General features: G+C 57.5%; 13 protein-coding genes. 4 read left to right on the plus strand and 9 right to left on the minus strand.

Going from position 1 to position 12,850, the window contains the following annotated elements; genetic code table 11:
• Positions 1–21: 21 nt before the first annotated feature.
• Positions 22–930 carry a flagellar protein MotY gene (locus tag ACA059_RS05830; RefSeq protein ID WP_497633073.1) on the plus strand — a complete coding sequence of 303 codons (909 nt, stop codon included), beginning with the start codon at positions 22–24 and terminating at the stop codon, positions 928–930.
• Positions 931–1,059: 129 nt separating this feature from the next.
• Positions 1,060–2,277: an argininosuccinate synthase gene (locus tag ACA059_RS05835; RefSeq protein WP_059406294.1), complete on the plus strand. Its 1,218-nt coding sequence runs from the start codon at positions 1,060–1,062 to the stop codon at positions 2,275–2,277.
• Positions 2,278–2,446: 169 nt separating this feature from the next.
• Here ACA059_RS05835 and ACA059_RS05840 read toward each other — a convergent pair whose 3' ends face one another.
• Positions 2,447–3,079 (minus strand): hypothetical protein, encoded by a 633-nt coding sequence (locus ACA059_RS05840; RefSeq protein WP_497633074.1) that lies wholly within the window; start codon positions 3,077–3,079, stop codon positions 2,447–2,449.
• Between the two features lie 582 nt (positions 3,080–3,661).
• On the opposite strand from ACA059_RS05840, the gene ACA059_RS05845 reads away from it, so the two are divergent.
• On the plus strand, positions 3,662–4,288 hold the full coding sequence (locus tag ACA059_RS05845) for a response regulator transcription factor (RefSeq protein ID WP_008155570.1): 627 nt from the start codon (positions 3,662–3,664) through the stop codon (positions 4,286–4,288).
• Positions 4,289–4,378: 90 nt separating this feature from the next.
• Here the strand turns inward: ACA059_RS05845 and ACA059_RS05850 are convergent, their stop codons facing one another.
• From ACA059_RS05850 to metG, 8 genes are all read right to left on the minus strand, one after another.
• Positions 4,379–4,558 (minus strand): PA3496 family putative envelope integrity protein, encoded by a 180-nt coding sequence (locus ACA059_RS05850; RefSeq protein WP_007898493.1) that lies wholly within the window; start codon positions 4,556–4,558, stop codon positions 4,379–4,381.
• Between the two features lie 106 nt (positions 4,559–4,664).
• The gene (gene nth / locus ACA059_RS05855; protein ID WP_497633075.1) at positions 4,665–5,303 is read right to left on the minus strand and encodes an endonuclease III; all 639 of its coding nucleotides are present in this window, start codon (positions 5,301–5,303) and stop codon (positions 4,665–4,667) included.
• Between the two features lie 25 nt (positions 5,304–5,328).
• Complete coding sequence (locus tag ACA059_RS05860) at positions 5,329–5,916, minus strand: Rnf-Nqr domain containing protein (RefSeq protein ID WP_497633076.1); 588 nt, start codon at positions 5,914–5,916, stop codon at positions 5,329–5,331.
• Complete coding sequence (locus ACA059_RS05865; protein ID WP_497633077.1) at positions 5,909–6,520, minus strand: RnfABCDGE type electron transport complex subunit G; 612 nt, start codon at positions 6,518–6,520, stop codon at positions 5,909–5,911. Before ACA059_RS05865 ends, ACA059_RS05860 begins: the two co-directional genes overlap by 8 nt.
• On the minus strand, positions 6,517–7,509 hold the full coding sequence (locus ACA059_RS05870) for an RnfABCDGE type electron transport complex subunit D (RefSeq protein ID WP_497633078.1): 993 nt from the start codon (positions 7,507–7,509) through the stop codon (positions 6,517–6,519). The genes ACA059_RS05865 and ACA059_RS05870 overlap by 4 nt, the downstream gene beginning before the upstream one ends.
• Positions 7,496–8,506, minus strand: a complete 1,011-nt coding sequence (rsxB, locus tag ACA059_RS05875) for an electron transport complex subunit RsxB (protein WP_497633079.1) — start codon at positions 8,504–8,506, stop codon at positions 7,496–7,498. The genes ACA059_RS05870 and rsxB overlap by 14 nt, the downstream gene beginning before the upstream one ends.
• Positions 8,503–9,072 carry an electron transport complex protein RnfA gene (locus ACA059_RS05880; protein WP_497633080.1) on the minus strand — a complete coding sequence of 190 codons (570 nt, stop codon included), beginning with the start codon at positions 9,070–9,072 and terminating at the stop codon, positions 8,503–8,505. The genes rsxB and ACA059_RS05880 overlap by 4 nt, the downstream gene beginning before the upstream one ends.
• A gap of 240 nt (positions 9,073–9,312) precedes the next feature.
• The gene (gene metG, locus ACA059_RS05885; protein WP_497633081.1) at positions 9,313–11,364 is read right to left on the minus strand and encodes a methionine--tRNA ligase; all 2,052 of its coding nucleotides are present in this window, start codon (positions 11,362–11,364) and stop codon (positions 9,313–9,315) included.
• Between the two features lie 348 nt (positions 11,365–11,712).
• Here metG and apbC point away from each other — a divergent pair, with 348 nt between their 5' ends.
• The gene (apbC, locus tag ACA059_RS05890) at positions 11,713–12,807 is read left to right on the plus strand and encodes an iron-sulfur cluster carrier protein ApbC (RefSeq protein ID WP_149631477.1); all 1,095 of its coding nucleotides are present in this window, start codon (positions 11,713–11,715) and stop codon (positions 12,805–12,807) included.
• The last annotated feature ends 43 nt before the right edge of the window (positions 12,808–12,850 follow it).

Consider the following 12,850-nt stretch of genomic DNA (forward strand, 5'->3'; position numbering starts at 1 on the left):
TAGAAGCCAGTGGAGCCTCCCGTGCGCCAGCGTTATTTAGCCTTGCTCAGCGTGTTTGCCAGCCTTCCTGCGATGGCGCTCACTTTCCAGACGCGTCTGGAGAGCATCGAGTGGACGGTCGAAGGAGACAAGTTCGAGTGCCGCCTGACTCAGCCGATCACCGATTTTGGGTCGGGCGAGTTCGTGCGTCGCGCTGGCGAGCAAGCGACGTTCCGTCTGAAGGCCTATAACTCGATGATCGGCGGCGGTTCGGCCACCTTGTTGGCAGCGGCTGCACCCTGGCAGCCGGGGCGTGGCGACATCAACCTCGGTTCTGTGCGAATCGGCAGCGGCAATGTGTTGTTCAACAGTTCGCAAGTTCAGGCTGGCCGCTTGATCAGTGGCCTGATGGATGGCCGCAGTCCGGTCGTTCGACATTACTCGGGCGATGGCCGGGTGTCGGAAGTGCGTCTGTTGCCAGTCAAGTTCAGCAAGGCATTTAACGACTATCAGGGCTGCGTGGCGAAGCTGCTGCCGAAGAATTTCGAGCAGGTCAAGCAATCGCAGATCGGCTTCCCCGGCGAAGGCATCGATCTCGATGCGCAGGCCAAGGCGCAATTACAAGTGATGCTGGAGTTCATGAAGGCTGATCCGACGGTCAACCACATCGAACTCGATGGCCACTCCGATAACAGCGGCAACCGCCTGACCAACCGTGACCTGTCGCGGCGTCGGGCCCTGGCGGTCATGGAGTTCTTCAAGGCCAACGGTGTTCAGGAGTCGCAGATCACCGTGCGCTTTCACGGCGAGCGTTATCCATTGGCGCCCAATACCAATTCCGCCAACCGGGCGAAGAACCGTCGGGTCAATGTGCACCTCGCGCGCGTTGCGCCCACCGAAAAGCCGGCCCCTCAGGCCACTGCATCGGCGAGCGCCGCGTCGACCTCCTGAACCCGCTGTTATCGTCGCTCACTCGACATAATCTGTCGCTTCGTCGTCATAAGCTGTCGCGCCTCTGTAAATTATCCTGCATGACCGGTAGACTTGACGGCTTTCCGTAGAACCCCGTGGAGTGATGGCATGGCGGACGTAAACAAGGTCGTTCTGGCGTATTCCGGCGGCCTGGACACTTCGGTGATCCTCAAGTGGCTGCAGGATACTTATAACTGTGAAGTCGTGACCTTCACCGCTGACCTGGGTCAGGGCGAAGAGGTCGAACCTGCACGCGCCAAGGCACAGGCCATGGGCGTGAAAGAGATCTACATCGACGACTTGCGCGAAGAATTCGTGCGCGATTTCGTTTTCCCGATGTTCCGCGCCAACACCGTTTACGAAGGCGAGTACCTGCTGGGTACTTCCATCGCTCGTCCGTTGATCGCCAAGCGCTTGATCGAAATCGCCAACGAAACCGGCGCTGACGCCATTTCCCACGGTGCCACCGGCAAGGGCAACGACCAGGTTCGTTTCGAGCTGGGCGCCTACGCCTTGAAGCCAGGCGTGAAAGTGATTGCTCCATGGCGCGAATGGGATCTGCTCTCCCGTGAAAAGCTGATGGATTATGCTGAAAAGCACAACATCCCGATCGAGCGTCACGGCAAGAAAAAATCCCCGTACTCGATGGATGCCAACCTGCTGCACATCTCCTATGAAGGCGGCGTGCTGGAAGACACCTGGACCGAGCACGAAGAAGACATGTGGAAATGGACCGTCTCCCCGGAGAAGGCTCCTGACAAAGCACAGTATCTCGAACTGACCTACCGCAACGGCGACATCGTCGCACTGGACGGCGTCGAAATGTCCCCGGCCACCGTGCTGGCGACCTTGAACCGTATCGGTGGCGAACACGGTATCGGCCGTCTCGACATCGTTGAGAACCGTTATGTGGGCATGAAGTCCCGTGGCTGCTACGAAACCCCAGGCGGCACCATCATGCTGCGCGCTCACCGTGCGATCGAATCGATCACCCTGGACCGCGAAGTGGCTCACCTCAAAGACGAGCTGATGCCTAAATACGCCAGCCTGATCTACACCGGTTACTGGTGGAGCCCTGAGCGTCTGATGCTGCAACAGATGATCGACGCGTCCCAGGCCCACGTGAACGGTGTTGTGCGCCTGAAGCTGTACAAGGGCAACGTGATCGTCACCGGTCGCAAGTCCGACGAATCGTTGTTCGATGCCAACATCGCGACCTTCGAAGAAGATGGCGGCGCCTACAACCAGGCCGACGCGGCGGGCTTCATCAAGCTCAACGCCTTGCGCATGCGTATTGCGGCGAACAAAGGCCGGAAGCTTTTCTGAGATCTTTGAAACCGTAGTGGAACGACGTCAATAGAGTTGTGGCCTTGTCGGTGACAAGGCCACAATTTTGAATAGGGGGAGTTTTCCTGCCGGACATCGTGTTATCAGCGCTCTTTTTGTATCTGTAATACCTTCCTTCTGTTTCCTCTCTCTGAATGCTCTTCAAGCGTTACCTGCTGCGTGTCAGGTAAAAAGAGTGATCAAGAATCGTCAGACCGTGTGAATTCAAATTGTAAGCAATGCAAAGTGTTGGTCCGCTGCGATTCTTTGCCTGTTTTGATTGCTTGCTTGCGCTTTCCTTCAGTAGTGCCTCCGAATCGGTACAGGTGAGAAATACGATCACTTGTGCAGGGCTTCCCTGTGGGTTCCGGTTTTTTTCAATCCAGGCACCGAATTCCATTTTCTTGTTAAGCCACCGCGCATCGACGATGTGCAGGTTTTTTAGCTGCTCGGCCATGCAAACGTGCTGTAGAGCCGAGAGGCCCGTCTGAATATTGATCCGGGCGGGAGGGTCCTTCAGGTTATCGGGGCGCTGACCGCGTCCAGCGTTGTCCATCACTTTTATAAAATGCTTTCCCTTGCCGAAATCGGATGGCGCGTACAGCGACCGGTAGTTGAAGTTGAGTGTGGCGAAGAAAAGAAAAAGCAAATAAAAAGGAAAACTGATCAGGAACCAGACATAGAGCTCCCGCTCCTTGTTGTCGAGAAAGGGCAGTGAGACGGCGGCTGATGTTTCAGAAATAGCGGCAAATATCGCAATGACTGTCATGGGGTTGATGATTTTTTTCTTTAGTTTGTTCATGTTTTTTGCTCATGGGGATATTGTTTTTCTCTATTGATTAGTGTTTTTGGTTTTCATTTTAATAACTAAGTGGGTGGTGTTTATATTTGTGCAGTACTCCTTTTTAAGTTTTAGATTTCGAAGGTTTGATAGTAGCGGTATTGAGTGTGTAGCGGGTACCTCTGTTGTTGAGTTTTAGGTGGTGATGGGTTGAGTTTGTTGTTGAAGTGTTGCCTGGTGTGATTTTTTATTACAGTCGTGATGTGCGGTGTTTGTGGTGTGGGATTTAAAGTGGTAAATATCAGTTACTTTTAAGGGTAGCTCAATAGTCGGTATTCGTTGGAACGTCTTGCGACGAACCCTGTTATTTGGTTTTCTGGTTGTAAACAGAAACAAAAAAACTGCGGATAATCGAAATGTTTTCAGGTTGATTAAACGTTTACCCCCCCACGGTATTTTTGGGAATTTTGTAAGACTATTCCTTAATATCTGTAGGGAATGTCTCTCGGTGCGGGTGGCCGAGGGGGGCGGCATGCCATGGGTGAAACGACTAGGCTATCGTGCGGGCTCTAAAAATTCGAACAGCGAAAATTGGACTTGCCCATGAATAAAGTGCTGATCGTGGATGATCACCCCGTCATTCGTCTTGCGGTACGTATGCTAATGGAGCGTCACGGCTACGAAGTTATTGCAGAGACAGATAATGGCGTGGATGCGTTGCAACTTGCCCGTGAGCATATGCCGGATATTGTCATCCTGGATATTGGAATACCGAAACTTGATGGGCTGGAAGTCATTGCGCGTCTGACATCGACAGCAATGCCCATGAAAGTACTGATACTAACTTCCCAGGCACCTGGGCATTTTTCCATGCGTTGCATGCAATCCGGTGCCGCAGGGTATGTTTGCAAACAACAGGATCTCACTGAATTGCTCAGTGCAATAAAGGCAGTATTGTCGGGCTACAGTTACTTTCCGAATCAAGCCTTGCATACCGTACGTTCCAGTTTGGGGAACGCCAGTGAAGCCGATATGGTGGATCGACTGTCGGGGCGGGAAATGATGGTCTTGCAACAACTGGCCCGAGGCAAGACCAACAAGGAGATCGCCGATGGAATGTTCCTCAGCAATAAGACCGTTAGTACTTACAAGACTCGTCTGTTGTTGAAGCTCAATGCTCGCTCCTTGGTCGACCTGATCGAATTGGCTCAACGCAATGGTCTGGTGTGACTGTCTCAGCGTTTGACAAGGCGCGATGAGCGGGGGGGACCAGGGGTCGGCACTTAGTAAAAAGCCTCCGTTTCGGGAGGCTTTTAGGTGTCATAGGTCAAAATCGTAATCGGCCAATTGCTTTTGCAGTCGGCGCTCCTCCAGCAGATTGTCGATGGTACGGCGTTTGCTCAGGTTTGTCTTCGCCACTTCAACCACTGGTTCAGCATCATCTGCCTCAACAGGGGTGAAATCGTCTTCTACGTCCAATTGCTCTTTGCCAGTGCTCATAGTGTTACTCCAGGCTAAGACTGCCTTTGGCGCTCCTTATATCGATAATCTCCCGGCGGGTAAAAAAGATTTTTTCAATCGATAAATCGAAAAACCTAATAGCGCCTCAATCGTCCGATGTCTTTTGCTTGTATTCGCACAAGTCTTCGATCCGGCAACTGCCGCAGCGAGGCTTGCGGGCAAGGCAAACGTAGCGTCCGTGGAGGATCAGCCAGTGATGGGAGTCGAGCAGATATTCCTTCGGCACGAACTTCATCAGTTTTTGCTCAACCTCGACCACATTTTTGCCTGGAGCAATGCCGGTACGGTTGCTGACCCGGAAAATATGCGTGTCCACGGCCATGGTCAGCTGACGGAATGCGGTATTGAGCACTACGTTGGCAGTCTTGCGGCCGACGCCGGGTAACGCTTCCAGCTCTTCACGGGTTTGCGGGACTTCGCCTTCATGACGTTCCATCAGTAAGCGACAGGTCTCGATCACGTTTTTCGCTTTGCTGTTAAACAGGCCGATGGTCTTGATGTATTCCGACAAACCTTCGACACCCAGGGCATAAATCGCCGCCGGTGTGTTGGCCACCGGATAGAGTTTCGCAGTGGCCTTGTTGACGCCGACATCGGTCGACTGGGCCGAGAGAATCACGGATATCAGCAATTCGAATGGCGAGGAGTAGGCCAGTTCGGTCTTCGGTTCCGGGTTGTCTTCGTGAAATCGGCGAAAAATTTCCAGACGTTTTGCGGCATTCATGGGCAGTGCATTTCCTCGAAGGCGGTCAGTGTGAGGGCGTCGAGCGGGTCCAGGCCTGACGTGCGGCGAACAGCAGTCCCAGCAGAATGAATCCACCAGGGGCCAGGGTGGCCAGGCGCAAACCACCGTCGGCCGTCAGTACCCAGCCTTGCCAGTCCGCTTGTGCAGTGCCAGCCAGCCATGGCAGATGGCTGCCGAATGTTCCGTTGCCGATGAGTTCGCGTAGCACGCCAAGGCCCGCCATCAATGCGCCGAACAAGCCACACAGGCGCAGGCGATCACGCCAGGCGTTCTGGAGAAAACCGGTGTGTTCCAGCACAACGCATTGCAAGGCAATCAATCCTGCATAGAACCCTACATGTTGGTGCCATTGCAGCGACCAGACTTGTGCGGCGAGTTCCGCGCAGCTGGTCAGCGTGGCCGCCAGCAGGACGCTGGCAAGCAAGCGTGTCGCCGGGACAAGTCGGGATCGCAAGGCGCCCATGCTCACTCCAAAGGCACTGATCACCACGATGAACATCAGCCACAAGCCCAGAGCGGATACCAATGAGTCCGTGGCACCGATCAGCGGTGCAAGCATCACCGAGTTCTGCAGCGTCGATGACTTATTCATGAGCGCTGCTCCCGATCAACTGTTGCTGATGTTCGTCGAAATAGCGCAACGCGTCATGGATGGCGTTGATGACCGCTCTCGAAGTAATGGTCGCGCCCGCCATTTGATCGAATTGCCCCTGATCCTTTTTCAAGGCCCAGCCATTGTCGGCAGGTTCGGTTCGGGACTTTCCGGAAAAAGCCTGAAGCCAGGTATTGGGCCAGTCGGCAAGTCGACCGCCCAGCCCCGGAGTTTCCGATTGCTTGAGCGTTTTTACGCCCAGTACCTTGCCGTTTGCGCCGATGGCGATCAGCAATTCGATGGAACCCTCGTAACCCAGGGTTTGGCTGCGCAGCAACACGGCGCTGGTCTGGCCTGTCTTGGTTGCCCGGTAGCCACCCAGCAGCGTGCTGTTGGCCAACCGAGTGTTTTCCAGGATAAGCGGCTGTTCCAGCGGCTGATTGTCGTAGCTTTCAGCAGGGAGCAGGTCCAGCAGGTTACGACTGTCGATCAGGCGCTGTTCGGCCCCAATGCGCGGCGCGCTGGTGTGCTGCACGAGGTAAGTCGCGCCAATCCCCAGGCTTGCCAGCAACACCAGGATCACAACGCTCGACGCCCGGCTCATGGCGCACCCCGTTCCAGTCTGGAGGCGGCAAACCGCTCCAGCGCCGGCACACAGAGGTTCATCAACAGCACGGCAAAGGCTACGCCGTCCGGATAACCACCCCAGGTACGAATCAGGTACGTCAGCAGTCCGACGCCCGCGCCGAACAGCAGTCGCGCGCCGGGGCTTTTTGCGCCGGACACCGGTTCCGTGACGATGAAGAATGCTCCCAGCATGCTCGCGCCAGTGAGCAGATGAAACATTGGCGAACCATGGGAGTCGGAGCCCGAGCCGTTCCAGCACAGCAGGCTGATGATGAACAGGCTGGCGAGCATGCCGACCGGCGCATGCCAGCTGAACACCCGTCGTTGCAGCAGAAACGCGCCACCCGCGAGAAAGGCCAGATTGACCCATTCCATGCCTCGGCCGCCGAAATGACCGAACGCCGGGTTAGCGTCAAACAGTTCATCCATGGTCAGGCTTTTGTTGATCCGCAGGCTGTCCAGCGCCGTCGCCTGGACCCAGGCATCCGGAGTCTGGCTGAGGCTGAACCCGAACACTTGCTGCAAGCCTCCGATCAGGTCCAGCCCATGGGACGACGGCCAGTGGGTCATCTGTTGGGGAAAGGTCACCAACACCAGGGCTAAGCCCAGCATTGCCGGGTTGAACGGGTTCTTGCCAACGCCGCCATACAGGTGTTTGCCGAACACCATCGCGAACGCCGCGGCACAGACCGTCAGCCACCACGGGCAATAAGGCGGCAAGGCCAGCGCCAACAGCGTCGCGCTGACCAGTGCGCTGCCGTCGCTCAAGGTTGGCTTGAGCGGTTGCTTGCGCAAGCGCAACACGGCCGCTTCAACGGCCAGTGCGGTAACACCCGTCAGAATCAGGTTGATCAACACGCCCCAGCCATACAGCCAGAAAAACACAAGTATCCCCGGCACGGTGGCCAGCAATACCAGCTTCATGGCCTGCTGAAGGCGCTCGTCGACCGATTCAAGGGGCTGCATGGGCATCCACCTGACACTCGGCTTCATTCACCGCGAGTTCAAGGGCTTCGATCTGCTCAGCCGACGCTTCGCTGGCTTGGGCTTTCTTGAGTTCGGCGCGGCGCATGGCCAACTGGATCTTTGCCCGATTCAGCTGCGCATTTTTCGCCGGAACGACGGGTGCCGCGGCTGGCGGTGCAGTACTTTCCAGTTTCGCCAACGCCTGTTCGGCAACCTCGAACTGCTGTTGCAGGACGATCAGTTGCGACTGCTGTTCGAAGGTCGGCGGATGCCCGAACGCCTTGAGTGACTTGTTCAATTGCGCCCGACTCATCGCCAGATCGATCTTGGCCTTTTTCAGCGCCGTATCCGCATTCGCTGCCTTCTGTGCACGGACTCGCTCAAGAGCGGCCTGAACCGGATCGAGCGTCGCGACCTCTCTGTGCTGGACGGCGCGCTGGGCGCGGGCCTGACGTTCGGCGATTTTCTGTTCTTCTTCGCGATGCAGGCGAGCGTTGCGCTGTTCAAATCGGCGTCGCGCGTGATTGCGCTTGGCCGCTCGGGCGCGTTGTTCCTCAAGGCTGAACGCCAGGCCGCCGACAATCGGCAGCACCGTGTCCAGCGGCAATGGCCGCATTTCGATGCAATCCACCGGGCAGGGCGCTACGCACAGGTCGCAACCGGTGCATTCATCGACGATCACCGTGTGCATCAATTTCGCCGCGCCGACAATGGCATCCACCGGGCAGGCCTGGATGCACTTGGTGCAACCAATACACTCCGCTTCACGAATATAGGCGATCTGCGCCGGGGCAATACCGCGACTGACGTCCAGTTCCAGCACCGGCACTTTCAACAGCTCGGCCAGGGCGGCGATGGTCTCGCTGCCGCCCGGCGGACATTTGTTGATCGGTTCGCCGCTGGCAATGCCTTCGGCGTACGGTTTGCATCCGGGGTGGCCGCACTTGCCGCATTGGGTCTGCGGCAACAGGGCGTCGATGCGTTGAATCAGACTCATGTTTTGATCAGTCCGCTGAATCCGAGAAAGGCCACTGCAATCAGTCCAGCGCCGATCAGGTCGATGGGCAGGCCGCGAAAGGGCAGGGGGATATCATTTTCGATGGTGCGTTGGCGCAAGTCGCTGAACAGGCTCAGTACCAGCCAGAATCCCAGCCCGGCGCCCAGGCTCAGGGCCAAGGTGTGGAAGAAGCCTTTGTCCTCCTGAGCGTTGAGCAGCGTCAAGCCGAGTACGCCGGCGTTGCCCAGCAGCAGGGGCCAGAGGCCATCGAACGCAAGCTTTGGAAGTGACCGGGAAAGCACTTTCAGCAGCGGGCCAATCAGCAGAACGCTTAATGGCAGGAAGACGAAAAGGCGCAGCGACGTCAGCTCCAGCGGGACCAGCAACCAACGGTAGGCCGAGTAGCCCACCGTGCCGACAATCAACATCAAGCAAGCCGTCGCAAGGCCCAACGCGTGGACTTGCCGATGCTCGTTGCCCAGCAGCGGATCGACGCCCAGCGGCCAGTGCAACACGAGGTTGTTGATCAGGGCAGCGCTGATAAGCGTAAGAAGCAGTTCGGTCATGATCTGTCTACCTGAAGCGTCCGTATCCACAAATCGTTGGGCTGCTGGGTAAATCTGTAGGAGCTGCCGCAGGCTGCGATCTTTTGACTTTGTTTTTTAAAGACAAGGTCAAAGGATCGCAGCCTCGTTTCCCTCGACAGCTCCTACAACGTGAGGCCGCAGTTGAGAGATAGTATGGGCCAGACATGAAAATCCCACAGTCGCGCCAGGCACGACTGTGGGATCGGTTTACAGCAGACCTTACTTGATGCGCTGACCTGGCTTGGCGCCGCTGTCAGGGCTGAGCAGGTAGATTTCTTCACCGCCAGGGCCGGCCGCCATCACCATGCCTTCGGAGATCCCGAACTTCATTTTCCGTGGCTTGAGGTTGGCGATCATCATGGTCAGACGACCATTGAGCTTGGACGGATCCGGATAAGCGCTCTTGATCCCGGAGAACACGTTGCGTTGCTCGTCACCGATGTCGAGGGTCAGGCGCAGCAGCTTGTCGGCACCTTCCACGTGTTCGGCTTTGAGGATCAGGGCGACGCGCAGGTCGACAGCGGCAAAGGCATCGAACTCGATTTCGGGCGACAGCGGATCCTTGGCCAGTTCACCGTTGCCGGCAGGCGCAGCATCGCCGGTGTCGGTCTGGCTGGCGGTCAGGTCTTCTTTCGAGGCGTCGCTCATGGCTTGCACTTTGACCGGGTCGATACGGGTCATCAACGGTTTGAACTCGTTCAGCTGATGATTGCTGAGCAAGGTGGCGTGGTCGTTCCAGGTCAGCGGCGCGACGTTCAGGAACGCCTCGGCGTCGGCGGCCAGCAGCGGCAGCACCGGCTTGAGGAAAATCACCAGCTGGCGGAACAGGTTGACGCCCAGGGCGCAGATGGCCTGGACTTCGTCTTGCTTGCCTTCCTGTTTGTTCAGCGACCACGGTGCCTTGTCGGCGATCCAGGCATTGGCACGGTCGGCCAGGCCCATGATTTCGCGCATGGCACGGGCGAAGTCGCGAGCCTCGTAGGCTTCGGCGATGCTTGGCGCTGCGGCGAGGAACGCTTCGGTCAGTTCCGGCGCGGCATTGCCCGCCACCAGTACACCGGCGTTGCCTTTATGGATGAAGCCTGCGCAACGGCTGGCGATGTTGACGACTTTGCCGACCAGGTCGGAGTTGACCTTCTGCACGAAGTCTTCGAGGTTCAGGTCCAGGTCATCGACGCCACGGCTCAGCTTGGCCGCGTAGTAGTAGCGCAGGTATTCCGGCGACAGGTGGTCGAGATAGGTCCGGGCCTTGATGAAGGTACCGCGGGATTTGGACATTTTCTGACCGTTGACGGTCAGGTAGCCGTGTACGTTGATGCCGGTCGGTTTACGGAAACCGGCGCCTTCGAGCATGGCTGGCCAGAACAGGGCGTGGAAGTTGACGATGTCCTTGCCGATGAAATGGTACAGCTCGGCGGTGGAATCCTTGCCCCAGAATGCGTCGAAATCCAGTTCCGGCTTACGGTCGCAGAGGTTCTTGAAGCTGGCCATGTAGCCGATCGGCGCGTCGAGCCAGACGTAGAAGTATTTGCCTGGCTCGTCGGGGATTTCGAAACCAAAGTACGGCGCATCGCGGGAGATGTCCCACTGTTGCAGGCCGGCGTCCAGCCATTCGGCGATTTTGTTCGCCACGGCTTCTTGCAGGGTGCCGCTGCGGGTCCAGGCTTGCAGCATTTCCTGGAAATCCGGCAGCTTGAAGAAGAAGTGCTGGGAATCCTTGAGCACCGGAGTGGCGCCAGAGATCGCCGACTTCGGATCCTTCAGGTCGGTCGGTGCGTAGGTCGCACCGCATTTTTCGCAGTTGTCGCCGTATTGGTCTTCGGTGCCGCATTTCGGGCAGGTGCCCTTGATGAAGCGGTCGGCCAGGAACATTTTCTTTTCCGGGTCGAAGTACTGAGTGATCGAACGCTGGGCGATGTGCCCGGCGTCGCGCAGCTTCAGGTAGATCTGGCTCGACAGCTCACGGTTTTCTTCGGCGTGAGTGGAGTGAAAGTTGTCGAAGTCCACCAGGAACTCGGCAAAGTCGGCGCTGTGTTCAGCCTGGACGTTGGCGATCAGTTGTTCCGGGGTGATGCCTTCCTTTTCCGCGCGCAGCATGATGGCCGAACCGTGGGCGTCGTCGGCGCAGACATAAATGCATTGATTGCCGCGGTGCTTCTGGAAGCGCACCCACATATCGGTCTGGATATATTCCAGCATGTGGCCAAGATGGATCGAACCATTGGCATAGGGCAGGGCGCTGGTGACGAGGATCTTGCGTGGCTCGGACATGGGGCTCGGCTACTTGATGAAACGGAGGTCGGCCACTATAAAGCGCCAGCGCATATTTTTCACCCCCGCGACCCAAGGGCTTGTTGTTACAAACGTGCTTTCGTGGCGAGGGGATTTATCCCCGTTCGACTGCGCAGCAGTCGTAAAACCATCGAACACAATGTACCGATATGCCGATGTAGCCCATTTTCGGGGCGGCTTCGCCACCCAACGGGGATAAATCCCCTCGCCACAGATAATTCCCCTCGCCACAGGCAAGCTCGCGAGCCACAGTAATCTGTTCGCCTCAAATGTGTGTCCGGCGTAGGATACCCGCCTGATTTTCCAGTCTTGCTATCGGAGTTGCCCATGAGCGTCGTCAATCGCGCAGCGGTGGAAGCCGTCCTTCGCCAATACACCGACCCTTACCTGAACCAGGACCCGGTCAGCGCCGGGTGCGTACGCGGCATCGACATTCAGGGCGATCGCGTCAGCGTCCAGCTGGAGCTGGGTTACGCCGCCGGCCTGTTCAAGAGTGGCTGGGCGCAGTTGCTGCAAATGGCCATTGAAGGGCTGGACGGCGTGACCATCGCCCGCGTCGAGATCACCAGTGTCATTGCCGCGCACAAGGCTCAAGCGCAGATCCCGGGGCTGGCCAACGTCAAGAACGTGGTGGCCGTGGCGTCCGGCAAGGGCGGTGTGGGCAAATCAACCACCGCCGCCAACCTGGCCCTGGCCCTGGCCCGCGAAGGCGCCAAGGTCGGGATTCTCGACGCGGACATTTATGGACCGAGCCAGGGCATCATGTTCGGCATCCCTGAAGGCACCCGACCCAAGGTCAAGGATCAGAAGTGGTTTATTCCGATCGAGTCCCACGGTGTCGAAGTCATGTCCATGGCGTTCCTGACCGATGACAACACGCCGATGGTCTGGCGCGGACCGATGGTTTCCGGCGCCTTGCTGCAACTCGTCACTCAAACCGCCTGGGGCGACCTGGATTACCTGGTCATCGACATGCCACCAGGCACCGGCGACATCCAGCTGACCCTGGCGCAGAAAGTCCCCGTGGCCGGCGCGGTGATCGTTACCACGCCGCAAGACCTGGCATTGCTGGACGCACGCAAGGGCGTGGAGATGTTCCGCAAGGTCAACATTCCCGTGCTGGGCGTGGTGGAAAACATGGCCGTGCACATCTGCTCCAACTGCGGGCATGCCGAGCATCTGTTCGGTGAGGGCGGTGGTGTGAAGCTGGCCAACCAGTACGGCGTCGAGCTGCTGGCTTCGTTGCCGCTGGCGATGGCCATCCGCGAACAGGCCGACGGCGGCAAGCCAACGGTGATCGCCGAGCCTGACAGCCCGATTGCGATGGTTTACCAGGAACTGGCCCGCCATGTCGGTGCGCGGATCGTGTTGCAGGAAGCGGTATCGCCTGCGATGCCGAACATCACGATCAGCGACGATTAATCTGCGTCGACTGTTAAAAGATCGCAGCCTCGTTTCACTCGAC

This window comes from Pseudomonas sp. LBUM1647, assembly GCF_059716175.1.